Annotated in this window: 22 protein-coding genes; 11 read left to right on the top strand and 11 right to left on the bottom strand. The window is 70.5% G+C overall.

Annotated features, from left to right (window positions below; genetic code table 11):
* Nucleotides 1-121: 121 nt before the first annotated feature.
* Together Q0L11_RS07470 and Q0L11_RS07465 are read left to right on the top strand one after the other, a co-directional pair.
* Nucleotides 122-340: a helix-turn-helix transcriptional regulator gene (locus Q0L11_RS07470; protein ID WP_296596399.1), complete on the top strand. Its 219-nt coding sequence runs from the start codon at nt 122-124 to the stop codon at nt 338-340.
* Between the two features lie 76 nt (nt 341-416).
* Nucleotides 417-1,877, top strand: a complete 1,461-nt coding sequence (locus tag Q0L11_RS07465) for a deoxyribodipyrimidine photo-lyase (protein WP_296596397.1) — start codon at nt 417-419, stop codon at nt 1,875-1,877.
* Here the strand turns inward: Q0L11_RS07465 and Q0L11_RS07460 are convergent.
* Nucleotides 1,874-3,115, bottom strand: a complete 1,242-nt coding sequence (locus Q0L11_RS07460; protein WP_296596395.1) for an LLM class flavin-dependent oxidoreductase — start codon at nt 3,113-3,115, stop codon at nt 1,874-1,876. The genes Q0L11_RS07465 and Q0L11_RS07460 overlap by 4 nt on opposite strands.
* 135 nt (nt 3,116-3,250) lie before the next feature.
* Here Q0L11_RS07460 and Q0L11_RS07455 point away from each other — a divergent pair, with 135 nt between their 5' ends.
* A complete protein-coding gene (locus tag Q0L11_RS07455) occupies nt 3,251-4,525 on the top strand; it encodes an MFS transporter (RefSeq protein WP_296596393.1) in 1,275 nt (424 codons plus the stop codon).
* A gap of 50 nt (nt 4,526-4,575) precedes the next feature.
* Nucleotides 4,576-5,886 (top strand): aspartate aminotransferase family protein, encoded by a 1,311-nt coding sequence (locus Q0L11_RS07450; protein ID WP_296596391.1) that lies wholly within the window; start codon nt 4,576-4,578, stop codon nt 5,884-5,886.
* Here Q0L11_RS07450 and Q0L11_RS07445 read toward each other — a convergent pair.
* Complete coding sequence (locus Q0L11_RS07445; RefSeq protein ID WP_296596389.1) at nt 5,867-6,649, bottom strand: aminotransferase class IV; 783 nt, start codon at nt 6,647-6,649, stop codon at nt 5,867-5,869. The genes Q0L11_RS07450 and Q0L11_RS07445 overlap by 20 nt on opposite strands.
* Before the next feature lie 186 nt (nt 6,650-6,835).
* Here Q0L11_RS07445 and Q0L11_RS07440 point away from each other — a divergent pair, with 186 nt between their 5' ends.
* On the top strand, nt 6,836-7,705 hold the full coding sequence (locus Q0L11_RS07440; protein ID WP_296596388.1) for an enoyl-CoA hydratase-related protein: 870 nt from the start codon (nt 6,836-6,838) through the stop codon (nt 7,703-7,705).
* Between the two features lie 4 nt (nt 7,706-7,709).
* Here the strand turns inward: Q0L11_RS07440 and Q0L11_RS07435 are convergent, their stop codons facing one another.
* The 3 genes from Q0L11_RS07435 to dgcA all read right to left on the bottom strand — a co-directional run bounded on the left by Q0L11_RS07435 (nt 7,710) and on the right by dgcA (nt 12,956).
* A complete protein-coding gene (locus Q0L11_RS07435; RefSeq protein WP_296596387.1) occupies nt 7,710-10,055 on the bottom strand; it encodes a TonB-dependent receptor in 2,346 nt (781 codons plus the stop codon).
* 25 nt (nt 10,056-10,080) lie between these two features.
* Entirely contained in the window at nt 10,081-11,898 is a 1,818-nt protein-coding gene (locus Q0L11_RS07430; protein ID WP_296596386.1) for a tetratricopeptide repeat-containing sulfotransferase family protein, read from the bottom strand.
* A gap of 77 nt (nt 11,899-11,975) precedes the next feature.
* A complete protein-coding gene (gene dgcA, locus Q0L11_RS07425; RefSeq protein ID WP_296596385.1) occupies nt 11,976-12,956 on the bottom strand; it encodes an N-acetyl-D-Glu racemase DgcA in 981 nt (326 codons plus the stop codon).
* A 96-nt stretch (nt 12,957-13,052) separates the two neighbouring features.
* On the opposite strand from dgcA, the gene Q0L11_RS07420 reads away from it, so the two are divergent.
* Nucleotides 13,053-13,850 (top strand): hypothetical protein, encoded by a 798-nt coding sequence (locus Q0L11_RS07420; RefSeq protein WP_296596384.1) that lies wholly within the window; start codon nt 13,053-13,055, stop codon nt 13,848-13,850.
* Here Q0L11_RS07420 and Q0L11_RS07415 read toward each other — a convergent pair.
* The 6 genes from Q0L11_RS07415 to Q0L11_RS07390 are packed head-to-tail and all read right to left on the bottom strand — an operon-like array spanning nt 13,847 to nt 19,869.
* Nucleotides 13,847-14,764, bottom strand: coding sequence for an RDD family protein (locus Q0L11_RS07415; protein ID WP_296596382.1), 918 nt, complete (start codon nt 14,762-14,764; stop codon nt 13,847-13,849). The genes Q0L11_RS07420 and Q0L11_RS07415 overlap by 4 nt on opposite strands.
* Nucleotides 14,761-15,759 (bottom strand): stage II sporulation protein M, encoded by a 999-nt coding sequence (locus tag Q0L11_RS07410; RefSeq protein ID WP_296596380.1) that lies wholly within the window; start codon nt 15,757-15,759, stop codon nt 14,761-14,763. Before Q0L11_RS07410 ends, Q0L11_RS07415 begins: the two co-directional genes overlap by 4 nt.
* The gene (locus tag Q0L11_RS07405) at nt 15,759-17,072 is read right to left on the bottom strand and encodes a DUF58 domain-containing protein (protein WP_296596379.1); all 1,314 of its coding nucleotides are present in this window, start codon (nt 17,070-17,072) and stop codon (nt 15,759-15,761) included. Before Q0L11_RS07405 ends, Q0L11_RS07410 begins: the two co-directional genes overlap by 1 nt.
* A 4-nt stretch (nt 17,073-17,076) precedes the next feature.
* Nucleotides 17,077-18,033 (bottom strand): MoxR family ATPase, encoded by a 957-nt coding sequence (locus tag Q0L11_RS07400; protein ID WP_296596378.1) that lies wholly within the window; start codon nt 18,031-18,033, stop codon nt 17,077-17,079.
* Nucleotides 18,020-19,237, bottom strand: a complete 1,218-nt coding sequence (locus tag Q0L11_RS07395; RefSeq protein ID WP_296596377.1) for a DUF4350 domain-containing protein — start codon at nt 19,235-19,237, stop codon at nt 18,020-18,022. The genes Q0L11_RS07400 and Q0L11_RS07395 overlap by 14 nt, the downstream gene beginning before the upstream one ends.
* The gene (locus Q0L11_RS07390; RefSeq protein WP_296596376.1) at nt 19,234-19,869 is read right to left on the bottom strand and encodes a hypothetical protein; all 636 of its coding nucleotides are present in this window, start codon (nt 19,867-19,869) and stop codon (nt 19,234-19,236) included. The genes Q0L11_RS07395 and Q0L11_RS07390 overlap by 4 nt, the downstream gene beginning before the upstream one ends.
* A gap of 107 nt (nt 19,870-19,976) precedes the next feature.
* Here Q0L11_RS07390 and Q0L11_RS07385 point away from each other — a divergent pair, with 107 nt between their 5' ends.
* From Q0L11_RS07385 to Q0L11_RS07370, 5 genes are all read left to right on the top strand, one after another.
* Nucleotides 19,977-20,987 carry an adenosine deaminase gene (locus Q0L11_RS07385; protein ID WP_296596375.1) on the top strand — a complete coding sequence of 337 codons (1,011 nt, stop codon included), beginning with the start codon at nt 19,977-19,979 and terminating at the stop codon, nt 20,985-20,987.
* Nucleotides 20,988-21,233: 246 nt separating this feature from the next.
* Nucleotides 21,234-22,130 (top strand): DNA/RNA non-specific endonuclease, encoded by an 897-nt coding sequence (locus tag Q0L11_RS24655; protein WP_367183364.1) that lies wholly within the window; start codon nt 21,234-21,236, stop codon nt 22,128-22,130.
* Nucleotides 22,127-23,197, top strand: coding sequence for an SMI1/KNR4 family protein (locus Q0L11_RS07380; RefSeq protein ID WP_296596374.1), 1,071 nt, complete (start codon nt 22,127-22,129; stop codon nt 23,195-23,197). The genes Q0L11_RS24655 and Q0L11_RS07380 overlap by 4 nt, the downstream gene beginning before the upstream one ends.
* 336 nt (nt 23,198-23,533) lie before the next feature.
* Complete coding sequence (locus Q0L11_RS07375; RefSeq protein ID WP_296596372.1) at nt 23,534-24,742, top strand: parallel beta-helix domain-containing protein; 1,209 nt, start codon at nt 23,534-23,536, stop codon at nt 24,740-24,742.
* Nucleotides 24,743-24,752: 10 nt separating this feature from the next.
* Nucleotides 24,753-25,805 (top strand): SO2930 family diheme c-type cytochrome, encoded by a 1,053-nt coding sequence (locus tag Q0L11_RS07370; protein WP_296596371.1) that lies wholly within the window; start codon nt 24,753-24,755, stop codon nt 25,803-25,805.
* The last annotated feature ends 149 nt before the right edge of the window (nt 25,806-25,954 follow it).

Raw genomic sequence — 25,954 nt, 5'->3', positions numbered from 1 at the left:
GCGGCCGTCGCGCGGCGACGTTGCAGGGCGCGTAGCTCCGCTTTTTGGGGTAGGGAGGCGACACGTTTCGCCAACCGGCGGCCGGGCGATCTCGTCGCCGGCCCCCAGATCGAGGACCAAGGTGATCCAGACGGGAGAGCATTTGCGCCAGGCGCGCGAGGCCATGGGATGGTCGCCGGCCGACCTCGCCCGGGCGCTGCGGTTCGGGGAGAACCACGGCGGCAGCCGGATCCTCGAGATGGAGTCGGGCAAGCGCCAGATCACCGGACCGGTGTCGGTGGCGGTGGAGGCGCTGCTGCGCGGCTTCGTCCCCGAGGGGTTCACGCCGCCTCCGCGCTGACCGTCAGGACTGTGAACATGGGCGCAGCGGTGGGGTGCCCATGACGTCATCGTCCCCCTGATCCTGGACCACGCTCTTGACCGTCATCCTCTGGCTCCGGCGCGACCTGCGCCTACACGACAACCCCGCGGTCGCCGCCGCGATGGCCACGGGGCAGCCCGTGCTGCCGGTCCATGTCCGCGACGATGAGGATGCGGGCGGCCACGCGCCGGGCGGCGCCTCGCGCTGGTGGCTGCACGGCTCGCTCGAAAGCCTGGCGGCCGACTTCGAGGCGCGGGGCAATCGGCTGGTTCTCCGGACGGGCCCGGCGGCCCAGGTCCTGGCCCAGCTCGCGGCGGAGGTCGGGGCCCGCCAGGTGGTCTGGACCCGCCGCTATGAACCCTGGGCGCTCGTGCAGGCCGCGTCGGTGCGCGACCGCCTGCAGGCGGCCGGGGCGAGCTGCCGGGAAGGCGGCGGCGGCCTGCTGCACGATCCGGCGGAATTGAGGACCGGGTCGGGCGGCCCCTACCGGGTTTTCTCGCCGTTCTGGCGGGCGCTGAGGGAGCGGCTGCGCCTGCCGCCGGAAGCGGCCGCGCCTGCACATATCCCGCCTGCAGCCAAGGTGACGTCGGAAGACCTTACGGATTGGGGCCTACGACCGACCCGCCCGGATTGGGCGGGCGGCTTGCGCGATGCTTGGCGGCCGGGCGAAGCGGGCGCCGCCTCGCAGCTCGCCCGGTTCCTGGACGACGGCCTCTCAGGATACCGCACGCAGCGAGACATTCCGGGACGGGACGGCACCTCACGGCTGTCGCCCCACCTGCACTTCGGCGAGATCGGACCCGCACAGATCTGGCGCGCAGTCGCTGGCCGGGCCATGGCGGACTTCGGCGATCCGTGGGGCGGTGGCGCGGAATCGTTCCTGTCCGAGATCGCCTGGCGGGAGTTCTCGCAGCACCTGCTCGCCGCCTTCCCGGACCTGCCCGACAAGCCCCTGCGGCCGGAGTTCGGCGCCATGCCGTGGCGGGACGCGCCGGACGAGCTGGCCGCCTGGACGCGCGGACGGACGGGGTTCCCGATCGTCGATGCGGGCATGCGCCAGCTCTGGCGCACCGGCTGGATGCACAACCGGGTGCGCATGATCGTCGCCTCGTTCCTGGTGAAGGACCTGCTGATCCCGTGGCAGGCCGGCGAGGCCTGGTTCTGGGACACGCTGGTGGACGCCGACCTCGCCAGCAATGCCGCGAGCTGGCAGTGGGTCGCCGGCAGTGGGGCGGACGCGGCGCCCTATTTCCGCGTGTTCAACCCCGTCAGCCAGGGGCGGAAGTTCGATCCGGACGGAGCCTATGTACGGCGCTGGGTTCCGGAGCTGGCAGGGCTGTCCGACGCCTTCATCCACGAGCCGTGGGCCGCCTCGCCTATCGAGCGCGCGGCCGCCGGCGTCACGCTGGGCCTCGACTACCCGAACCCGATCGTCGATCACGCCGCCGCGCGGGTGCGCGCCCTGGCGGCGCTGGAGACCAGCCGCAATACGGCGGGCGCCGAAAGCCAGGACTAGCGCGCGCCCTCGTTGATCTGGGCCTTGGCGCGCGAGGCGGGGACGATGGGGATCTCGTGATCCTCCAGCGGCTTCATCCAGCGCTTGCGAGCCATGGCCGCCTCGACGAACGGCGCCAGCTCCGCCGCCTTCTTCACCTCGCGCTCGGCGGCTCCCGCCTTGAAGGCGGGCATGACCTCGGCGGCGAACAGCTCCAGCGACTGCACGATGTGGTCGTGCCGGTTGCGCCCCGCCTGCTGCATGAAGATCACCTGGTCGACGCCCGCGTCCTGGAACGCCTGGATGTGGGCGCGGATGTCGTCGGGCGTGCCGATGCCGCTGGCGTTGACCTGGGCGGCCTTGCGGGCGGCGATGATCTCGTCGTCGCTGGCCGCGCGGCTTTTCTGGAAGTCGGCGAACAGGTTCGAGCGGCCGGGCAGCACGTCGTGGGCCACCAGCGCATTGACCGCGTAGGAGAAGAACTCGAAACCTTCCTGCCCCCGCCGGATCGCCTCGTCGCGGTCGGGGTGGACCGAGAAGTTCGAGACCATGGCCAGGTTGGCGTTCACGCTGTGGCCCAGCGGCACGCACTGATCCGACTTGATGATGCCGTAGTAGATCTCGGCCCACCCGCGGGCCTCTTCCGGATCGAGGAACGAGAAGGCGAGCGCGCCCAGGCCGTTGGCGGCCGCGACCTTGATGGTGTCGCGGTTGGTGCAGGCCATCCACATCGGCGGATGCGGGGTCTGCACCGGCTTGGGCACGATGTTGCGGCAGGGCATGGAGAAGCCCACGCCCTCGAACCCGGGATAGGGGCTCATCGCCATCATGTTGGCGATCTGCTCGGCGGCCTCCAGCGCGAGCGCGCGCTTCTCCTTGGCCGGAATGCCGAAGCCGCCCAGCTCCAGCCGGGTGGCGCCCTCGCCGATGCCGAATTCGAGCCGCCCGTTCGAGACGATGTCCAGCGTGCCCAGCGCCTCGGCGGTGCGGGCGGGATGGTTGTAGTTCGGGATCACTTGGCGGATGCCGTGGCCCAGGCGGATGGTCTTCGTCAGCGCCGCGCAGGCGGCCAGAAACACCTCCGGCGCCGAGGAGTGGGAATACTCCTCGAGGAAGTGGTGCTCGACCTCCCAGGCGTAGTCGTAACCGAGGCGGTCGGCGAGCTGGACCTGTTCGAGCGCTTCGTGGAAAAGCCGCGCCTCGTCGCCGGGATTCCACGGCTTGGGCAACTGGTGCTCGTAGAAGACGCCGAAGCGCATGAGAGGTCCTCCCGGCCGACGCTCGTGCGCCGGCTCATTGCCCACAGCATCCTGCCCCGCCCCACCGTTGTCATCCCGGTTTCGGCGCCGGCGCTCATTCCCACGCGTCGCGACTCGGCGGCGTGATTCGGCCTCATGGCCCACCCCTATGCCGAGCTGTTGAAGGACCGGGACGTTCGGGTCCTCTGGAGCGGCCTCTCGCTGTCGGCGATCGGCAGCGAGCTCTTCCGCGTCGGCGCGATCTGGCTGGCGGCAACGATGGCGGGAGCGGACGCATCCCTGCTGGTGACCGCCCAGGCGGCCGCGATGCTGGCGGTGAGCCTGCTGGCCGGGCCGCTGATCGAGATGGTCCCGCGGCGGCGGTTCCTGGTGGTCGGCGAGATCGTCTCGGCTGCGGGCGCCGGGCTGGTCGTGGTCGCCGGCCTGACCTGGGGGCTCAGCCTGCCGATGCTGGTGGCCTCCAGCACGGCGCTCAGCGCCATCGGCGTGATGGCGCGGCCGGTGTTCCTGTCCAGCCTGCCGCTCGTGGCGCCGGGGAGGGTGCGAGAGGTGAACGGCCTCTTCGACTCGTCCGTCCGGATCGCCCAGGCCGCCGGGCCCTTCCTGGCCGCGCTGGCGCTGAAGGTGATAGCGCCGATCCATCTCCTGACCGTCAACGCGGTCACCTTCCTGGCGTCCGCCCTGGCCGTGGCGCTGGTCGGCCGGCGACTCGAGAGCGGCGCCCACCCACCGGCCGCGGCGCCCGGCATCTTCCGGCGCTTGGCGCGGGGCGTCCGGGCGGCCAGCGGCTGTCCCGGGGTCTGGAGCGTGCTGATCGCCACCGGCATCCGAGGCGGCGGCTATGCCCTGGGCTACACCGTCGCCGTGCCGCTGCTGTTCGTGCAGGGCGATGTCGGCCTGCCGGGACTGGCGATCGTCATGCGCGTGGGCGCGACGGCCGAGATCGTCTCCACCCCGCTGCTGGTCCTCGCCGAGGCGAGGCGGCCCCTGCGCAGGCTCTTCCAGGGCTACGTCATGATCGGCGTCAGCCTGTCGGTGATGGGCGCGGTCGCCATCGCGCTGGCCGGGGCGCCGACGGCCTGGCTGGTGGCCGGGCTGGCCGCGGCCGCCGCGCTGGTGGGCGTGGGCAACAGCGTCGCGACGTTGCAGATCACCACCTTCTTCGCCACCCGCCTGGCTAGCGACGACTACGCCGCCGTGCTGCGCCTGCGCATGGTGACGATCATCGGGTCGATGATGGCCGCCACCGCCGCCGGGCCGTGGGTCCTGCACGCGCTGGGACCGGCCAACACCATCCTGGCCTGCGGCGCGGCGGCGGCCATCGCCGGTTTTGCGGGCATGCTGGGCGGTCCGGCGCGGCGGCTGGGGCCAGGCTTCGCCGAACCCAAGCCCCAGGGCGCGCAGGGGTAGCGAGACGCCCGCGAAGCTGTTTTCGTGAGGCGAGCAGAAGGACATGCGCGATGGCCTACGACCGCGACAACCGCCCCGACCTCTCGCACTACTGGATGCCGTTCACGGCCAACCGCCAGTTCAAGAGCGCGCCACGCCTGCTCGTCTCGGCCAAGGGCATGCACTACCGGTCGGAGGACGGGCGCGAGGTGCTCGACGGCACGTCCGGGCTCTGGTGCGTGAACGCCGGCCACGCGCGGCCCGAGATCGCCGCGGCGGTGAACCAGCAGCTCATGACCCTGGACTACGCGCCGTCGTTCCAGATGGGCCACCCCATCGCCTTCGACTTCGCCACCGCGCTGGCGGAGGTCGCGCCCGCCGGTCTGGACCGGGTGTTCTTCACCAATTCGGGCTCGGAATCGGTCGACACCGCGCTGAAGATCGCCATCGCCTACCACCGGGGCCGCGGCCAGGGGCAGCGCAGCAAGATCATCGGCCGGGAGAAGGGCTATCACGGCGTCGGCTTCGGCGGGATCTCGGCGGGCGGGCTGGTGAACAACCGTCGCGTCTATCCGTTGCTGCCGGCCGACCACCTGCGCCACACCCTGGATGTTGGCCGCAACGCCTTTTCGCGCGGACTGCCGCCGCACGGCGCCGAACTGGCCGACGACCTGGAGGGGCTGATCGCGTTGCACGGCGCCGAGACCCTGGCGGCCGTGATCGTCGAGCCGGTGGCCGGGTCGGCGGGCGTGCTGCCGCCGCCGCAGGGCTATCTCGAGCGCCTGCGGAAGATCTGCGACGCCCACGGCATCCTGCTGATCTTCGACGAGGTGATCACGGGATTCGGGCGGCTCGGGGCGCCGTTCGCCGGCCAGTACTTCGGCGTCACGCCCGACCTGATGACCACCGCCAAGGGCATCACCAACGGCGTCCTGCCAATGGGCGCGGTCTTCGCCAGCCGCGCGGTGCACGACGCCGTCGTGAACGGTTCGGAGACTCCGATGGAGCTGTTCCACGGCTACACCTATTCGGGCCACCCCGTGGCCTGCGCTGCGGGCCTGGCCACTCTCGATATCTACCGCCGCGAGGGGCTGTTCACCCGGGCCGGCGAGCTGGCGGAGGCCTGGGCCGACGCCGTGCACGGGCTGAAGGACCTGCCGCTGGTGACCGACGTCCGCAACCTGGGCCTGATGGCCGGCATCGACCTCGCGCCCAAGGGCGGCGAGCGCGGCTATGCGGCGATGGTGGCGGCGTTCGAGGCGGGCATCCTGGTGCGCTGCACCGGCGACACCCTGGCGATGTCTCCGCCGCTGATCGTGAGCGAGGCCCAGATCGACCAGTTGGCCACGACGCTGCGGGCGGTCATTTCGAAGCTCGACTGACCGCCTTGGCGATGGCCGCGACCAGGGGCGACGTCGGCAGCTCGCGCCCGTCCAGGCTGGCCACGGGCCGGACGCCGGACAGGCTGCTCGTCAGGAACATCGGGGCCCCCGCCATGCGGCCCAGGTTGGCATAGACCTCCTGCACCGGCAGGCCCAGGTCGTGGCAGGCGGCGATCACCTGCCTTCGCATGATCCCATCGAGCACCCCACAGTCCAGGTCCGGCGTGAACACCTCCTCGTGACGCACCCAGAAGACGTTGGCCGCCGCCGCGCAGGCGACCTCGCCCGCCGTGTTCAGCATCAGCGCCTCGTCGGCGCCGCTCTCCAACGCCTCGGCGCGGGCGATCACATTATCGAGGCACGACAGCGACTTGAGGCGCGAGGTCGGTGAACGGTCGTTGCGTCGCACATGCGCGGTGACCAGTTTGGCCGGCCCCGGCGCGGGCCCCAGCGCCCAGGCCATCGCGGTGAGGCCGGGGCGCAGTTCGGCCGGGGGATCCAGGTCGCCTGTTCCGCCCGCGCCGGCGGTCCAGTTGATCCGCACCGCCCCCCGTTTGGGCGCGCTGGCGGCGGCCACGGCCGCCTGGGCGGCGGCGAGCGCGGCGGCGCGTTCGGGCGGCGGCAGGCGCAGCGTGCGGCAACCACGCTCCAGCCGTTCGAGGTGGTCGTCCCAGTGCTCGAGCCGCCCACCGGTCCAGAGGACGGTCTCGAACAGGCCGTGCCCCAGCAGGAAGCCGCGGTCGTCGAGCGGGATCTCCGTCATGGCCCCTCCGTCTGCGCGCACCGAGGATGGCGCCGATCCACGCCGTCGTCTGCGGCGCCGTTGCGGCAAGGCTCGGTCACGCCGTCGTCGCCGCTTTTTCGACCAGCGTTCCTGGAGGTCGCCGGCGCTTGACCTGCCGCTTCGTCAAGCGCGCGGGATGGCGCAAACGACAGCCGGGAGGACAAGATGGCCTACGAGACGATCCTGTACGAAGTCGACGGCCCGGTGCTGACGATCACCCTCAACCGGCCCGACAAGCTGAACGCCTATACGGCCGTAATGGGCGCCGAGTTGGCCGACGCGTTCCAGCGGGCGGACCAGGACGACGACGTGCGGGTGGTCCTCGTCACGGGCGCCGGGCGGGCTTTCTGCGCGGGGGCGGACATCTCCGGCGGCGCCGGCGCCTTCGACGCCAAGGCCGAGGGGTCGGTCGCGTTCGCCGCGCCGGGCAAACCCCGGCAGACGGGCGGCGGCTTCGTCGAGGCGATCTTCAACTGCCGCAAGCCGTCGATCGCCGCGCTGAATGGAGCAGCCGTGGGCGTGGGCGCCACCATGACCCTGCCGATGGACATCCGCATCGCGGCGGCCGGCGCACGGGTCGGCTTCATCTTCGCCCGGCGCGGACTGGTGCCGGAGGCTGGCAGCGCCTGGTTCCTGCCGCGGCTCGTGGGCCTGCCGCAGGCGCTGCGCTGGTGCCTGACGGGTTCGCTCATCCCGGCCGAGGAGGGCAAAGCCGCGGGACTGGTCAGCGAGGTCGTCGAACCGGAAGCCCTGCTCGCCCGGGCCCGCGAACTGGCGCTGGAGATCGCCGAGAACACGGCGCCGGTCTCCATCGCGCTGGCGCGGCAGATGCTGTGGCGGTTCGCCGGGGCGCCCGATCCGTGGGAGTTGCTGAAGGTGGACGGGCCGCTGTCGATGCAGCTTGGCGCGGGGCCGGACGTGCGCGAGGGCGTCAGCGCCTTCCTCGAGAAGCGCCCGCCCCGGTTCCCGGGGCGGGTCTCCTCGGACATGCCGCCGGCCTACCCCTGGTGGGACGAGCCGGCGGCGACTTCCTGAACGCTTAGAACGTCTGGCCGACCTTCACGCCGATGATCCGCGGGCGGATCGGCACCGTGTAGACGCGGGTGCAGACCGACGAGGCGCACTGCACGAAGCGGTCGTTCTGGCCGTCGTCGTCGAACAGGTTCTTGGCGAAGGCCTCGATCCGCCAGCTATCCCGTTCCACGCCGAACGTCAGGTCGAAGGTAGTGGAGCTGGGCAGCTTGCCGATGACCGAGCGGTCCGAAATCCGCAGGTCGGGATAGGCCGAGCCGGTGTAGACCGCCGACGCCTGGACGTGGGCGTCCATGTCGCCGATCGTCCATTCGTAGCGCGCCGACAGGTTGCCCTTGAACTTGGGCGTGACCGGCAGCGACGTGCCCTTCGTGGCCTCGGGCGGCGCGGCGGGATTGGGGACGTAGTCCTCGTTCAGTTCGGCGTCGGTGTAGGCGCCGGCGCCGATGAGGGTGAAGCCGTCGGCCACCAGCCAGTTGATGTCGGATTCCACGCCCTTCATCTTCGCCTTGCCCGCGTTGCGGATCTCGGTGAGGCCGTTGGCGCCGAGGAAGGAAAATTGGAAGTTGTTCCACTTCTCGTAGAAGATCGCGCCGTTCCACCGCAGCCGGTTGTCGAGCCACGACGTCTTCCAGCCGATCTCGTGGTTCTTCAGGAAGTCGGCGTCATAGGGCGGCAGGGTGCCGCGCCGGTTGATGCCGCCGGGCCGGAAGCCGGTGGACAGGGTGGCGTAGACCATCTTGTCCGGCGTGATCTTGTAGGTGGCGTTGATCCGGTAGGTGTGGCCGTCGCCCTTGGTGGTCTTGTCCACGTTGGTGCAGGGACCGCCCTCGACGATCGGCGTGGGGGACCCCAGAGGGGCCACGCACTGCCGCTGGCCGGTGCTGCCATAGCCCGCGCCGAAGCCGAAGAAGCCCTGTAGCGAGTTCTTGTACTTGAAGAACCGGATGCCGCCGGTGATCGAGAGCTGGTCGGTGATATCGAACGTGCCGTCGGCGAACGCGGCGTAGTCGCGGTCGGTCCGTAGCTGCTTGGTCAGCCACAGGGTGTCCGGCCAGCCCGGCACCTCGCTGACCGCGGCCAGGTTGTCGATCCGGTAGCGCTGCTCGATGTTGTGGGTCTGCTTCTGGTAGAAGAGGCCGGCCACCACCTTGAAACGGTTCTCGGTGGGCGAGGCCAGCCGCAGCTCGTGGCTGGTCTTCTTGAAGTAGTCGCGGCCCTGGATGTACTGCGACGTGTTGATGAAGTTGCCGGCGTCGTCGGTGGTGTAGGCGCCGTACCCGAACAGCGTGTCGTAGAAGAAGCTGTAGTCGGAGTAGTCGGAGTCGGTGTCGATCCAGCGCCGCATGTGCGCGCCGGCGTACAGCACGTCGAGGTTGGCGACCTTGCCCTCGATCGTGGCGGCCGCCTGGAACCACTTGTCGTCAGAACCCTCCGGATAGTAGCGGCTGATCTTCAGGTCGCCCTTGCTGGGGTCGGCCGCGAAGCCGCCGTCGGCCTGGGTGCGCTGGCCCATCAGGGTGGGCGTGACGGTCCAGTTGTCGGTAAGGTCGATCTTCAGCGCGGCGCGCGCGCCGACCGTGTCGACCTCGTTGTAGTCGTTCTTCACTTCCTTGGCGTTGTTCACCGCGATGGCGCCTGTCGGGAAGACGAAGGAGCCCGGCACGTTGTCGATGTAGCCGCCGTCGTGCTCGGCCCAGGCCACGAGGCGGATGGCCGCCTTCTCATGCAGCGGGATGTTGACGAAGCCCTCGGCGCCGTAGCCGAAGTCGCCGTGCGCCGTGGAGTTGACCTCGAGGTCGTAGCCGGCCTTGAAGCCCTTCGTGTCGGGCTTGTTGGTGATGATCCGGATCGTGCCGGCCTGGGAACTGGCGCCGTACAGCGTGCCCTGCGGCCCGGCGAGAACCTCGACGCGCGCGATGTCGTAGATGTGGACGTCCAGGGGGCCGGTGATCGTCGTCACCGGCTGCTCGTCGAGATAGACGCCCACGCTGGGCAGCGGACCGGAGTGGTTGTTGTTCTCGCCCGAGGCGACGCCACGCATGTAGAAGTTCGAGAAACCCGGCGCACCCGTGGGCGCCGAGACGCTGGGCATGAAGCGGACATAGTCGGTGGTGTCGTTGACCTGCAGCGACTCCAGCCGCTCCGTGCCCAGGGCCTGGATGCTGATCGGCACGTCCTGCAGGTTTTCGGACCGCTTCTGCGCGGTGACCACCACTTCTTCCAGGCCGACCTCGCCGGACGGCGCCGTCTGGGCCAGCGCGGTCCCGGCGACCCCGGTGAGCATGGTTGTGGCGAGCAAGCCCGCCGACCAGCGCGTGGCGCGCCTGAAGTTCCGCCGATTGTTCGTCATGGTATCCCCCTCACAAGACAGCGCCTCAGGTCCCGGGCGCGTGCGGGTAAGTGTCGAGCACAGGTCCCAGCGCGGCCTTGAGCGGGCCGAGCCAGGGTTCGTAGTTCCGCCAATGATCGGCGGCGTCGGTGAAGATCGGGCGGCGCACCTGCTCCGAACTGGCCGTGCGCACGGCGCGGTCGTTCTCGTAGAACCGCAGGCAGGCCTCCTCGAAGGGCAGACCGCAGTAGTCCAGCAGCGCGCGCGTTTCCGCCTCGGGATCGGCCACCATGTGCTCATAGATCACGCGATGGACGCGGCCGGGCAGGATTGCGTCGAAGTGCGCTAAATACTCGACGTACGACACGTAGTAGCGGCCGATGTCGGTCAGGTCGTAGGTGAAGCCCTGGCCCCGGGCGAAGTGCTGCTTGAAGCCGGAGAAGCCGCATCCGAGCGGATGGCGGCGCGCGTCGACGATCTTGGCGTTCGGCAGGGCCAGATGGATGAGCCCGAGGTGCGCCCAGTTGTTGGGCATCTTGTCGATGAAGAAGGGCCGCCCCAGCTTCCGATGCGGCTCGGCGCGCGCCATGTACTCCTCGCCGAGGGCGGTGAGCTCGCGCGGCCCGAGTTCGGCCAGCACCTCCGGATAGCGGCTTTCGGAGGCCCGCTTCGCCTTGCCGCCCAGCCGCCGGGCTAGCGCGATGATGTCGGGCAGTTCCTGGGTGCCCTCCACCTGGCTGTGGCTGGCGAGGATCTGCTCCACCAGCGTCGACCCGGCGCGGGGCAGGCCGACGACGAAGATCGGATCGGGTGCGGAACACCCCTGCCCCGCCCGCGCCGCGAAGAACGGCTTGTCGAACAGCGCCTTCGCACGCCGCACCTGGTCCTCGGTCTCGACGGCCTCGTAGTCCAGCGCCTGGCGACGCAGCGCGTTGCCGCGGGCGTAGTGGCCGAAGGAGGCCTCGTACTCGCCCAGATCCTCCCGCGCCTTGCCGAGGGCGAACTCCAGGTGGAAGCGGTCCTCGTCGGTGAGGTCGGCCCGGCGAAGCTGTCCCTCCATCGCGGCGATGTCTGCGGCGTCGAAGCTGACGGTCTTGAGGTTGGCCAGGCTCCACCAGGCCTCGCCGAACTGGGGCGCCAGGGCCACGCACCGGCGATAGGCCTCGATGCATTCCGCCTGGCGGCCGACGGTCTTCAGCGAATGGCCGTAGCTCATCCAGACCTTTGGCTGGCGGGGCTGGTCCTTCAGCACCGCCCCGTAGAGGGCGATGGCCTGCTCGTACTCGCCGATCCGCGCGAGGGCCGCGGCCTTGAGGTTGCGATAGCCCGGATTGCCCGGATCGTCCGCCAGCAGGCGATCCACCTCGGCGACGGCCTCCAGCGACTTGTTCTGCCGGTAGAGGACGGTGGCGTAGTTGTGCCGGGCGGCGGTGAAGCCGGGGGCGAGTTCGACGCAGCGGGCCAGCAGGTTCTCGGCGTCGTCGTAGCGGCCCAGGCGCATCCCGGTCTCGGCCAGCATGCGTATCGCCGCGATGTCGGTGGGCCGGGCCATGAGGATGGCCCGCAGGGTCTGCTCGGCAATGGAAAGCCGGTTCTCCACGAGGGCGTTGGCGGCGCGGATCAGGTCGGGGTCGCGGGTGGAGCCCTTCACGGATCGGAGGTAGGCGGCCTCGGCCCCCTCGACGTCCCCCTGCCGACGCAGCGCCTCGCCCAACAGCCGCAGCGTTGCGGGATGTTCGGGCACGACCTTGAGAATCTCACGGGCCTGCGCCTCGGCCGCGGCCGGATCGACGCCGAGCAGGCGCGCGGCGTGGCCGAGGGCGACCTCGAGCGTTCCGACCGTCTCTGCCGCCGCGCCCGACACTGGGCCTCCGCCGAAATATTGCAGTCCGATGAAATCGATGATGCGCGAACGCTGTCAACCGAAGGTCGAGGAGGCGACTAACCCCAGAAGCCCGGCTGTGGCGGATAGAGCACGCCGTTCTCGATGCGGCAGCCGCCGACGCGGTCCTCGACGAGCCACCAGGGACCGTCCAGATCGACGGCGTCCGCGAGCGCCGCGGCCCATATCGCGGGTGCGATCGAGAGCGAGCTCGACACCATGCAGCCGACCAGCACGCCCAGCCCCAGGTCGCGAGCCTGGGTGACCATCGCCAACGCCTCGGTCAGCCCACCCGCCTTGTCGAGCTTGACGTTGACCATCCCGTAGCGGTCCGCGACCCGCGCGACATCGGCCGCGGTGTGCACGGCCTCGTCGGCGCAGATCGGCGCGGGATAGCGGAGGCCCTTCAACCCGCCGTCCTGGTCGGCCGGCAGCGGCTGTTCGACCATCGCGACCGGCAGCCGCGAGATCGGCTCGGCCATCGCCAGCAGGACCGGAAGCGTCCAGCCTTCGTTGGGGTCGACGATCAGACGCGCCGTCGGCGCAGCTTGCGCGACGGCGAGGAGGCGTTCGCCCGGATCGTCGGCGCCCAGCTTCACCTTCAGGAGAGGCGCGTCACGGACCGCATGCGCCGCGGCGGCCATGGCCTGGGGCGCGTCGAGGCTGATGGTGACGGCGGTCGGGATCGGGCCGGGCGGCGCCCGCCCGAGACGCTGGGAGACAGGACGGCCACGGCGCGCCTCCAGGTCCCAGGTCGCGCAATCCAGCGCGTTGCGCGCCGCGCCCGCAGGCAAGTCCGCCAGGACATCCCGCACCGCGTCGCCGCTTGCCAGCCGCCGGCCCGCCTCCGACAATTGTGCGTGGACCGAGGCCGCCGTCTCGCCATAGCGCGCATAGGGGACGCACTCGCCGGACCCCGTCACGCCGCCATCTCTGAGTTCGGCGACCACCACCTCGGCGTGGGTCTTCACGCCGCGCGAGATGCGGAAAGGCGCCTTCAGGGCCAGGCGCTCGGTGCGGGCGTGGAGGACGGGGCTCACGCCTCGAAGCTTCCCCCATCGCGGGCGGCGCGTCGACAGCTCCTGCGACCCGTGGTTAGCATCGTCGCCGAGGACGCGTACAGGGGGAGAAAAGCGATGACCGACGCCGCCATTCCAGGCGCCGCGAAGCTCGACATCGGCCAGGTGATCGAAGGCACGTTCAAGGTGCTGGGGCGCAACATCGTAACCTTCGGCGTCTTGGCCCTGATCCTCTCGGGCATACCGACGGCGATCGTCGCCTACTTCCAGGCGACCAACATCGAGTCCGCGGCGAACTTCGAGCTGCGGCCGGGGTACTTCCAGGCCATCGGGTTCAGCGGCCTCGCCGCGCTGATCACCAGCGCGATCCTGCAGGGCGCTCTCGTCTACGGTACGGTGCAGGACCTGAACGGCCAACGGCCGAGCATCGCCGACTGCCTCACCACCGGCCTGCGTGCGTTCCTGCCGCTCATCGGCCTGACCATCCTGCTCTTCATCGCGCTGATGTTCGGCCTGATCCTCCTGATCGTGCCGGGGATCATGATGGGCTGCGCCTGGTGCGTGGCCGTCCCGTCGCTGGTGGCGGACCGGACCGGCGTGTTCGGCGCGTTCAGCCGCAGCGCCGAGCTGACGCGCGGCAACCGGTGGCGGATCTTCGCCCTGTTCATCGTGGTCTGGATCATCGCCATGGTCATCGGCGCGGTAATCGGCGGCGTCACCCTCGCTATGACTTTCGGCAGCGGCGGACTGGACCCGGTCGCCCTGGCGCGCAGCCCCGTCCAGATCCTGGGCAACCTCCTCAGCAACGCCCTGAGTTCGCTGATCACTTCGACCGGCGTGGCGGTGCTCTACGTCGAACTGCGCAAGGCGCGCGAGGGGGCCGCGCCGCAGTGGCTGGCCGAGATCTTCAGCTAGGTGCGGTCGAACTTGTCCTTGCGGCGGTGGCCGAACAGCATGCGGCTCTCCAGGCGGCCGCGCAGCCCGGCGTAGTACGCGTTGAGGAAGGTGCGGTCGGCGATGTCCGTCGGGCCTTCCCAGCCGATCTTGCCGCGGATGCGCATCGCCACTTCGGCCATCGACTTGCGGTCGCCCGCGCGGATCACGTCCTCCAGCACGTGCAGTTCCTTGATGCCGTAGGCGTCGAGCTGCGCCGGCGTGAAGACCAGCCCACCGGAGGCCGTCCGCTCGGTGTCGGCCAGGTCCGCCTGCAGCACCTTCTTCGGCGCCTTCACCACCATGGTGCCTGCCACCAGGTCGCCCATGCGGCGGCGGTCGCGGTTGAACAGCGGGAAAAGCACGAAGACCAGGCTCCAGAGGGCGCCCAGGCCGATCAGCGCCGCGTCCACGCCCTCGCCACGGGCCAGGAAGAAGGTGGCCGGCAGGACGACCTCGACCTCGCGCATGGCGTTGCGGGCGAAGACCATGTCCGCGGTCAGGCGCCCGCCGTCGGCGGCGGCGACGCGCAGGCCCATGGCGCGCTTGCCCGGCGTGGCGGCCTTCGGACCGACCTCGAAGACCAGGAAGTAGAAGTTGCGGCCGACAAACATGCCGAGCAGCCAGACCACGCCCAGGAACTCGGCCGACCAGCTCGCCCGCGTGACCCAGAATGCGCCCAGCGCCAGCAGGCTGAAGAGCGCCAGGCCGAGCACCAGGACGAGGATGTCGATCAGCAGGGCCGCGAAGCGTTCGGCATAGCTCCCGACCTTGAGGCGCAGGTCGACGCCTTCCGGCGTCACCAGCTCGCGCCAGCCGTCGCCGAGCTCGCGCTTCGCCGGCGCGGCCTTGCCCCGACCCTGGCGGAAGCGGCCGATGACGCCCTGAAGACTCACGTCGCAGCCCTCCGCGGCCAGTAGAAGTAGGCCAGCCAGGCGACGAGGCTGCCCACGGCAATGGCGTAGCGGACGAGGTCGTCCTTGATGAGCTGGCGCCCGAAACCCTCCAGGATGCCGGCCACGAACAGCATGACGACGACCCCCGCCATGGCGGTGGCGGCGCGGCGGCCGGCCTCGGCGGCGGCGTCGACGCGGCTGCGCTCGCCTGGGAAGCACACGGACCAGCCGATCGATAAGCCCGCGGCGCCGGCGAGGATGATGGCGTAGAGCTCCGTCGCGCCGTGGATCATCAGCCAGCCGCCGGCCTCGACGCCGAGCCCTCGCGAGGCGAACAGCGCCACGAAGGCGCCGAACATGCCGCCGTTCAGGATCAGCAGCGCCGCCGTGGGCAGGCAGAGGAGGAAGCCGAGGGCGAAGGCGAAGAGCGCGATCTGGGCGTTGTGGGTGAACAGGAAGGTGGCGAAGAACGACAGGCCCTGGCTCACCGGTCCATCGTGGTAGAGGGTGTCGCGCAGCGACTGCGTGGTCGCCGTCGGATCGCGCCCGCTGGCGAGGCTCGGGTCGACGAAGGCGTGAAACCAGTCGGGGTCGCGCCGCACCAGGATGTAGGCCGCAAGCGCCGCCGCCGCCGAGAGCACGAAGGACACCAGCGTCTCGCGCCAGAGCGCCTGCACCGCCGCGGGCCAGTCGCGCACGAAGAAGGCGGCGATCCGCTCCGGCAGCCGGGTCCGGGCGCCGTAGACGATGAAATAGGCGCGGGTGCAGAGGCTTTCGAGATAGGCGACCAGGCTCTGGTCCAGCGAGATCGACCGGGCCACCGACAGCGACGACAGCGCCTGGCGATAGAGCACCGGCATCTCCAGCAGCTCGTCGCGGCGGAGGTTCCGGGCGCCGCCGGCCGCCTCGGCCTTGCTGAGCAGGGTCTCCAACCGACGCCAGTCCTGCTCGCGCTCGGCCCGGAACCGCCAGCTCTTGAGGTGCAGCTCGGCCATCAGACCAGCCCCCGCCGCTTCACGTCGAGGTAGCTGTTGAGCAGGTTGGCGGCGAGGCCCTCGGCCGGTGCGTCGACGATCTGCGCGCCCAGGCGGCGCAGCCGCGCGGCCACCGCCTCGCGCTGGCGCAGAATCCGCTCTGCTATGACGGCGCGGGAGACGTCTTCGGGATCGCCCGGCTCGCGGCCCACCAGGCCCTCCAGCTCCTCGTCGCGGAAGACGACGAACAGGACGAGGTGCGTGCGCATCAGGCGCGCGACGTTCTCGATCATCAGCTCGGCCGAGGTGGCGTCGGCGAAGTCGGTGAACACGACGATGACCGCGCGGCGGTCCAGGCGACCCGCCAGGGCCGTCAGGCCCAGGGTGAAGTTGGTTTCCTCGGCCGAATAGTCGATCGAGGCGCAAAGCTTCTGAAGCAGGGGGAACGCCGCGGGCCCGGAGGCGAGGCCGCTGGCCAGGCGCGGCTTTGAATCGAACGCGAAGACGCCGACGCGGTCGCCCATCCGCAGGCCCACGAAGGCCAGCAGCAGGGCCGCATTGATGGCCCGGTCGATGCGCGGCAGGCCGGCGGCGGGCGCGCTCATCAGTCGGCCGGTGTCGAGCGCCAGCAGGATGTGGTGGTTACGCTCGGTGCGGTACTCGCGGCCGATAAGCTTGGCGTGGCGGGCCGACTGCTTCCAGTCGATATCGCCCAGGTCCATGCCGGTCTGGAATTCCTTCAACGCATGGAAGTCCGAGCCTTCGCCGGCGTCGGTCAGCGGCTTGGCGCCCAGGGGCGCGTCGCGGGCGAACAGGCGCAGGGCCTGCTCCTTCACCCCGGCGACGTCGGGCGTGATGGCGAGCGGCGGCCCCGGCGGCTCCTGCCGTTGCAGCCAGACCAGGCCGAGCGGCCCGCGCCAGCGCGCCCACAGTCCCTCAATGCGACCCTCGCCACGACGGGCCGGCGAGAGGGTCAGGTCGGCCTCGGCGCGGCCATCCTTCAGCAAAACCGCCTGGCGGTCAGGCTCGGCCACGAGGCGGTCGTTGACGCCGACAGCCAGTTCCAGCCGCTCGGGCCGACGGCCAGCGAAGGCGGCGGTGATGCGCGCGGTCTCGGGCCGGCCCACCCCCAGCACGCGAGGCGCCGCCAGCGCCAGCTCCAGCGAGCGCGGCGGCGCGGCCAGCAGGGCGTCGGCCAGCATCAGCCCGAAGGCGAGCACGATCCAGGCCGCCGCCGCCGTCCACAGCCCAGGCGCGAGCAGCGCCACGGCCAGGGCCGGCGCGGCGCCCACGGCCATCAGCACGATCGCACGTCGGGTCGGGTAGAGCCTCAAGACGTCAACGCGGCGCCGCGGCCAGGTCGACGAGGCCCTGCAGGATCTGGTCGGGCCGGCGGCCGTCGATCTCGGCGGCCGGCGAAAGGATCACCCGGTGCCGCAGCGCGGGCAGGGCCAGCGCCTTCACGTCGTCGGGGATGACGTAGTCCCGCCCGTCCAGCGCCGCCCGGGCGCGGGCGGCGAGCGCCAGTTGGGCGGCCGCGCGGGGCGAGGCGCCGCTGGAAAGGTCGGGCGTCTCGCGGGTCGAGCGGACCAGGTCCAGGACGTAATCCACGATCTCGTCGGTCAACCGGACGCCGGCCACCGCCTTGTGCGCGTCAGTGAGCTGCCGCGCCGTGACCACTCGGGCGACGCCCCGGGTCGCCGGGTCCGCGTGGCCGCTCTGCATGCCGTACTCGGCGACGATCCGGCGCTCCTCCTCGCGGCTGGGATAGCCCAGGGTCTGCTTGAACAGAAAGCGGTCGAGCTGGGCCTCCGGCAGGGGATAGGTGCCCTGCTGCTCCAGCGGGTTCTGCGTGGCGACCACCATGAAGCTGGCGGAAAGTTCCCGCGCCTTGCCGTCGATGGTGACCCGGCGCTCCTGCATGGCCTCGAGCAGGGCGGCCTGGGTCTTGGGCGGCGTGCGGTTCACCTCGTCGGCCAGCAGCAGCTCGCAGAACAGAGGGCCCTCGGTCAGCGAGAACGTCGAGGTCTGGAAGTTGAAGACGTTCGACCCGATGATGTCCGCCGGCATCAGGTCGGGCGTGAACTGGATGCGGCCGAAGTCGAGCCCGAGCGTCCGGGCGAACGACTGGGCCAGGTAGGTCTTGGCCACGCCCGGCGGCCCTTCCAGCAGCACGTGGCCGCGGGCGAACAGCGCGGTGAGCAGGAGGTCGACCGTATCCTGCTGGCCCACGATGGCCTTGCCGATCTCGGCCCGCACCTTGTCGGCCAGCCCCTTCACGTCAGCGACGTTCACGCGTCATCTCCCCTCGCCAGTCGTACAGCTTTCGCGCGACGGCCATCAGCTCGTCGCGGGTCTTGGCCTGCGCGGCCTCGGCCGCCAGTTCGCCGGGCGAGGCCGCGCCGCGACGGCGCGCCAGATCGTCCAGCCAGTGTTCCTGCGCCGCATGCCCGCCGGCGGCGCGGGCCACCAGGGCGCGCGTCAGGTCGGCATAGGCGGGCGCCATCTCCGCCTCCCGGCGCGCCATGCGCACGAGGCCGGCGGTGTTGTCCACCAGCGCGCGGGCGCCCAGGGCGAAGGCCCGGCCCTTTCGGCGCGGCTGGCCGAAGCGCGCCAGGGCATGCAGCCCCATCAGCAGGCCGGCGGCGACGCCGATCAGGGTGGCGGCCAGCAGCGGCGGCTCCAGCATCAGCCGCCCAAGGCCCCGGCCGCGCTCCAGCCCGTTCAGGGTCACGTCGAACAGCAGGGGGCGGCCATCGGCGGCCGCGGCCTGCAGGATCGCGGCGCCGGCGCGCGCGGTGTCCAGGCTGGCGAGGCCCTGGTTGTTGAGCAGGTCGGCGTCGGCCAGCACCCAGACGCTGGGCGTCTTCGTCGAGCGAACCAGCACCGCCCGGCCCTGGTCGTCGACCAGCAGCGGCGTCCAGCCGTCGCCGGAGACGGTGCGGAACGTATCGATCTCGCCGAGGCGGCCCGAGAAGCCGGCCAGCGGCGTGCCGCCGACGCCGTAGACCGACGGCCGCGACTTGCCCTTGCGCAGCGCCAGCCGGGTCTGCGGCGCGTACGACGCCAGCAGCGCCTGGACCGCGCGATCGTCCTTCATCACCCCGGCCTTGCGCACGAAGGCGCCGCGCAGCGGGTCGCGGGCGGTCCACCACTTGGGCAGGACGATCAGGGTGAGCGGGCCCTTCGGAAAGGCCTTCAGCTCGTCCGCGCTGAGGCCCTGGTCCGGCGTCAGCACCACGGCCGATTGGGACGGGCGCGTGGGCCGCGTGCGGCTGACCACCACCGGGGCGCCCAGCGCCCTCATCAGGATCGGCGCGCCGGCGTAGCCCACGGCCGACTTCGACAGCGCATGCGCCCGGCCGTCCTGGCCGGAGCGCAGGTCGGGGGCGTAGGCCGACAGCACGGCCATGGCGGCCGCGGCCACCACGCCGACTACCACCAGGGCGAGGATCGCGCCGGCGGCGAAGGCCGGGCGCTGCGCGGGCGCCTCGCTCATCGCCAGGCCTCGGCGAAGGCGAAGGCCTCGTAGTCGCGGCGGGCGGAGCCGAACTCCTCGGCCCCGGCGGGCCGGCCGCCGAAGAAGGTCAGCTCCACGGCGCGGGCCAGGCTGGCGAACGCGGCGCGCGGACCGGCCGGCAGCACGTCGAGCCCGGCGATGTCGCGGCTGGTCAGGGCGGGCTTCACCACCCCCGGCCGACGGGCGCGCAGGTCGTCGATGGAGCGGAAGAGCAGGAGGTGGATCGCCTCCTCGAAGCGGCCGGCGGCGGCCAGGCCGTCGGCGTCGTCCAGCAGCGCGCGCGCCTTCTCCGGCTCGGGCCGCCAGTCGGCGGCCGGGGCCTCGACGCGCTTGCGTCGGAACCAGCGCTCGGGGACCACCTCGCGGGCGATGAAGAACAGGATCAGCCCGACGCCCAGGATCACCCCGCCCCAGAACACGTACGGAAGGACCGGGGCGATGAACTTCAGCAGCTTCGCCAGGGGCTCCAGCCACGCCGGCGCCTTCGGGGGCGCGGGCAGGCCCTGGAAGTCGAACTGGATGCCCGGGGTCTTGCGCAACGCGGCGTGCGCCGCGGCGAGCTTCTGCTCCGCCGCCGGACCGACCGTCCCCGCCCCGTCCGAACCCTGCACGCACACTCCCGAGTTGCGGGCACGAACCTAGACGACCGCGACGCCACCGCAACCCCCGCCGCGCCCCAAGCCTTGACCCGGCGCGCCTTCGGGCCGACCACATCCGGATGACCGACGCCGACTTCATCCGCGGCCTGCCCAAGGCCGAACTGCACCTGCACATCGAGGGCAGCCTGGAGCCCGAGCTGATGTTCGAGCTGGCCCGGCGCAACGGGATCGACCTGCCGTTCAAGACGGTGGACGAGGTGCGCGCCGCCTACGCCTTCTCCAACCTGCAGGACTTCCTGGACATCTACTACCAGGGCGCCGGCGTGCTGATCGCCGAGCAGGATTTCCACGACCTGGCCATGGCCTACTTCCGCCGCGTCGCCGCCGACGGCTGCCGGCACGTGGAGCTGTTCTTCGACCCGCAGACCCACACCGACCGGGGGATCGCCTTCGCCACCGTGATCGAGGGCCTGCTGGCGGGGATGGCGCAGGCCGAGCGCGAGCTGGGGGTGACCTCCAGCCTGATCCTCTGCTTCCTGCGCCACCTGGACGAGGACGCCGCCTTCGCCACGCTGAAGGCCGCCGAGCCGTGGCTGGACCGGATCGCGGGCGTGGGGCTCGACAGCTCGGAAGTGGGCCACCCGCCCGCGAAGTTCGCCCGTGTCTTCGCCGCCGCCAAGGCCAAGGGCCTCAAGGTCGTGGCCCACGCCGGCGAGGAGGGGCCGCCCGAGTACGTTTGGGAGGCGCTGGACCTGCTGCACGTGGACCGCATCGACCACGGCAACCGGGCGCTGGAAGACGCGGCGCTGGTGAAGCGGCTGGTCGCCGAGGGGATGACGCTGACCGTCTGCCCGCTGTCGAACCTCAAGCTCTGCGTGGTGGACGACCTCGCGGCCCACCCGCTGAAGCGGATGCTGGGGCTGGGGCTGAAGGCCACCCTGAACTCCGACGACCCGGCGTACTTCGGCGGCTACCTCGGCGAGAACTGGACCCAGACGGCGCAGGCGCTGGGCCTGACGCGGGACGAGCTGGTGACCCTGGCGAAGAACAGCTTCACGGGCTCGTTCCTGCCGAAGGATCAGGTGGCCAAGCGGCTGGCCGAGATCGACGCGTACGTGGCGGGGGCGTAGGCCTCAGAGGGGTCGTCATGGCCGGGCTCGACCCGGCCGTCCATTCCAGTGCGTCGCTTGGTTCGCGCTGACCAGCCAGCATGGATTCAATAGCCTACCGAGCCTCCCGGTCGGGCCGACACGCTAGCGATGTTCTACTTTTGTTCTTGGCTAATGGCCAAGCTTGTGCGAGGGTGTTGAGAGTCGGAGCTGTAGCGCTCGCTGCCAGCGCGCGCCGGGGTCATCGAATAGAAGGAGGTGTGCGCAATGGCTCAAACACCAAAGGGAAGAGCGCGCTTGACGCCAGGACAGGCCGCGCCGCCCGGTCGGTCGCAAGCCTCGCCGTTCACCCGATTCCCTTCCCCTTTTGAACATCACTTCGACTTCCGCGATGAAGGGGCCAGTCTTCGGCAGAGGGTGACCATCGGCGGGCAGACCTACCGGGAGGTCGACAACGGACGTGCGAACGTCCTCGTGCCGGTCGATGACCCGCTACGCCCGCCAGCGTTGGTCGCACAGCAGCGAAAGGCCGTCGTGGACAGCCTGTTCATGGCGCAGCACCCCATCTCGGGAACGCTATCTGGTGTCGCCGCGATGTTCGGCGCATCAGCACAGACGCGCGACCGGGCGATGATGGCGGGCGCGACGGCGGATGCTGTTCTGTCGATGGTGACTCCGCGAGGTGGGGCGCCAGTCCGCAGGCCGGCGCCCGCTGGGCAAGGCCAGGTTGCGGCTCCAGGCTTGAAGCGGGACAATATTCGGCCAAGCGAGCTCAACGCCCTAGGGCAGGCCGGGCGCGTCGAGGCCACAGCCGTAGCTCCGATGCTTGGAACCGGAACGAAGGCCTATTGGCGACGACGGCCGCCAGGCTTCGAGAGCGGCTACGACAGGGGCCACCTTTATCCAAGACAGTTGGGCGGCTCGGGCAAGGATCTGCGCAACTTGGTCACGCTCACCCCACGGCCGACGAATCGTACGCACATGGCGAGCTTTGAGCGGGAGATTGCAAAGAGGGTGCGCTCGGGTGAAGTCGTCGAATATTCTTCGACCCCGCTTTACGCGCCCGGCGTTCTTCCTCCGGGGGCCGTTCTCATGACAGCTACAGGGTCCCGAGGTACGCAGATGGCGCGAGTTGTTCCCAACCCAGCCGGTAGACAAAGGTGAGCATCGAAAGGCTGCTTCGAGTGGTTCCGCCCCCGGCGGAGCCTTTCGAGCCGTTTGATGGGCCTTGGGAGCCCGTAGAGGCCTTTCTCGGAACGCCGCTCCCTGCCGACTACAAGGAACTCGCCCGGCGGTATGGCCGTGGCCGGTTCGTGGGGTCAGTCGTCGTCAACCTGCCGGGGAGTCGCGAACGGCGAGGCAGCCTCGAAGGCGAACTCCACATGGCGCGTGACATGATCAACCTGGGTATGTCGGTTCCCTATCCGGCATGGCCTGAAGCCGGCGGGCTGCTGAACATCGGGCTCACCGACTTCAACGATCGGCTCTTCTGGTTGCCGCGCGGGCGGCCGGAGGATTGGCGCATCGTCGTATGGGATCGAGCCTTGCAGAATTTAGAGGTTTTCGACTGCAGCCTCACCGACTTTCTCGCAGGCCTCGCGAGCGGCACGATCCAGCCCGAGGGCTTGCCGGAAGGGATGGCGTCAACCGCGCCCGGCTTCGAGCCGTTCAAGGCTGCAGCACGCCAAACCCGTTCACCTCGCCGGCGCGGCATTGAGGCGCTAACCCAGATCGTCCCTCCGCCGGAGAAACCCTTCCAGCCGTTCCTCGGTCCCTGGGGACCGGTCGAGGCCTATCTTGGTACGGAACTTCCGCAAGACTACAAGGACTTCGCTCGGCTCTACGGCAGCGGTCTCTTCATGAACCTCTTCACCGTCTACGTTCCGAACACCACGCTTCCGTACGCAAATCTTCTTATCCAAGCGAGGGATATCGCACGCTACTTCGAGCCTCCCGAGGAACAGCCGTATCCGATTTGGCCGCGAACGGATGGTCTCATCGTCGCTGGGGGTTCCGACAACGCCGATCAGTTCTATTGGTCGCCGCAGGGAGCGCCGGACGAATGGACGATCGTCTTCCAGGATGGCGCCGCGCTCGAACCGTTCGAGGAATTCGACTACGGCCTCGCCGAATTCCTCGCTGCATTGGCGAGCGGAGTCGTTTTCCCCCGCGGCTATACCGAGGAAGACTTCGAACCTTGCGGCCCCTTATTCCAACCTTACTCCGTCTAATCCTGGGCCCCATCTGACGGTATGGTGCGCCCTCTGGCCGGGCGTATCCCCCTGCCTCCAACCTCATACGCAAACATCACCACCGCCGGAGCCTCTGCGCCGCGCTTTGCACAGGGCGCCCGGGCCGGCCTCGTTGTCGGGCTCGGTGGGGGGCCCGGCTTCGTCGCGACCTCCGGCTAGGTCCGCGCGACAATTCCTTCAGCAGTTGGGCAGGCCTCGCCGCCCGGTGTCCTGGGTCGCGCTTTAGGCTTGCGCGCGGCCGCTGAACCGCGCCACGTTCGAAGTTGAACGGCGCGTCACGATGCCGGGACAGCAAGGACGAGAGGAAGCGGGATGATGCGGCTCACCACGGCGCTGCTGGCGGCCACGATGCTGGGCGGGGCGGCGCAGGCGAAGACCATTGCGGTGGCGCCGGGGCCCGACGCGCAGGAGCGGATCCAGACGGCGCTGCTGGACGCCAAGCCGGGCGACACGGTGCAACTGGCGGCGGGGCGCTACGAGCTGAGCGACGGGCTGTCGCTGGACGTGGACGACGTGACGGTGAAGGGCGCCGGGCCGGACGCGACGGTGCTGTCGTTCAAGGGGCAGAAGGGCGCCGGCGAGGGCCTCTTGGTCACGTCCGACCGGGTGACGGTGCGCGACCTGGGCGTGGAGGACACGCGCGGCGACGGGGTGAAGTCGAAGGCCTCGGACCAGATCTCGTTCATCAACCTGCGCGTCGAGTGGACGGGCGGGCCGAACGAGAAGAACGGCGCCTATGGCGTCTATCCGGTGAGCTCGACCAACGTGCTGATCGACAAGGTGGTCGTGAAGGGCGCGTCGGACGCCGGCATCTATGTCGGCCAGTCGAAGAACATCGTGGTCAAGAACAGCCGCGCCGAGTTCAACGTCGCCGGCATCGAGATCGAGAACTCGATGAACGCCGACGTGTTCGACAACGTCGCCACGCACAACGCCGGCGGCATCCTGGTGTTCGACCTGCCGAACCTGCCGCAGATGGGCGGCCATTCCACGCGGCTGTTCCGCAACAAGGTGGTGCAGAACGACACGGCCAACTTCGCGCCCAAGGGCAACATCGTGGCCCAGGTGCCGACGGGCACGGGCGTGATGATCATGGCCAACCGCAACGTCCACGTCTTCGAGAACGAGATCGCCGAGAACCAGACGGCGGCCGTGATGCTGGTGAGCTACGTCCAGAAGTTCGACGACAAGACCTACAACCCCCTGCCCCGCGACATCGTCGTGCGCGACAACAAGTTGGGCCGCAACGGCTGGGATCCGAAGTTCGACGGCGGCGCCGTGCTGGCGAAGATGATGGGCGGGACGCTGCCGCCGGTGATGTGGGACGGGGTGACCAGTTTCCCCGGCACGAGCGACCCGGTGCGGGTGGTGATCTCGAACGGCCCGATCCTGAACCTGAACCTGCCGGCGCCGGGCGCGCTGCTGGCGGCCAAGCCGAAGGTGGAGCCGACGCTGGGCGATGCGAAGATCGCCGAGCCTTCGCCCGTGGTGCTGCCCAAGCGGCAGGCCGACCTGGGGGCCTGAGGCGGAGCGGATGAAGCGCCTCGTCGCCGCCCTCGCCGCCGTCATGTGCCTGGGCGCCGCGCCGACGCCCGCGCCGGTCGCGCTGGACGCCCTGCTGGCCGAGGCGCCGGCGCCCAAGCTGTCGGACTACCGCCTGTTCCGGGACGCGGGCGGGCGGGCGCCGAACGGGCTGACGCCCTATGGCCTCAACACGCCGCTGTTCACCGACTACGCCGAGAAGCACCGCTTCCTCTACCTGCCGCCGGGGGCGAAGGCGGCATACCGGGCGGACGGGGTGCTGGACTTCCCGGTGGGCGCCACGCTGGTGAAGACCTTCGCCTATCCGGCCGACCTGCGCCGGCCGGACCAGAAGGTGCGCTACCTGGAGACGCGCCTGCTGATCCACAAGCGCGAGGGCTGGGCAGCCCTGACCTATGTGTGGAACGAGGACCAGACCGAGGCGGTGCTGAAGCGCGCCGGGGCGCGGATCGACGTGAGCTTCGTCGACGCGCACGGGCAGGCGCGGCGGATCGACTACGCCGTGCCGAACCAGAACCAGTGCAAGGAGTGCCACCAGCTCGACAAGACGCTGAGCCCGATCGGCCCCAAGGCGCGGAACCTGAACGGGACCTACGCCTATGCCGGCGGGGCGGAGAACCAGCTCGCCCACTGGAGCCGCCTGGGCCTGCTGGCCGGGGCGCCGAAGCCGGACAAGGCGCTGCGCACCGCCCGCTGGGACGACCCGGCCGAGCCGCTGGAGGCGCGGGCGCGGGCCTATCTCGACGTGAACTGCGCCCACTGCCACAACCCGCGGGGCGTGGCCTCGAACTCGGGCCTGTTCCTGAACCTGGAGGAGACGCGGGCGGCCGCGCTGGGCGTCGGCAAGGGGCCGGTGGCCGCGGGCCGCGGCTCGGGCGGGCTGAAGGTGGGGATCGAGCCCGGCCATCCCGAGCAGTCGATCCTGGCGTACCGCATGGCGTCGGACGAGCCGGGGGTGATGATGCCCGAGCTGGGCCGCACGATCACCCACGAGGAGGGCCTGGCGCTGGTGCGCGCCTATATCGCCGGCATGAAGCCGCAGTGAGGCGCGGGCCGTGGCTCTGACGCGGCGCGGCGCGCTGGCCGGCGGACTGTGGCTGGCGGCGACGCCGGCGCTGGCGGAAGCCGCCCTGGACGCCGCGCCGCCGGCCACGGACATCGCGGCCTGGACCCGGTACGAGGCGCGGCTGCGCG

The sequence above is a fragment of the Phenylobacterium sp. genome (assembly GCF_024508875.1).
Lineage (GTDB): Bacteria > Pseudomonadota > Alphaproteobacteria > Caulobacterales > Caulobacteraceae > Phenylobacterium.
This window is presented reverse-complemented; position numbering and strand designations above follow the sequence as displayed.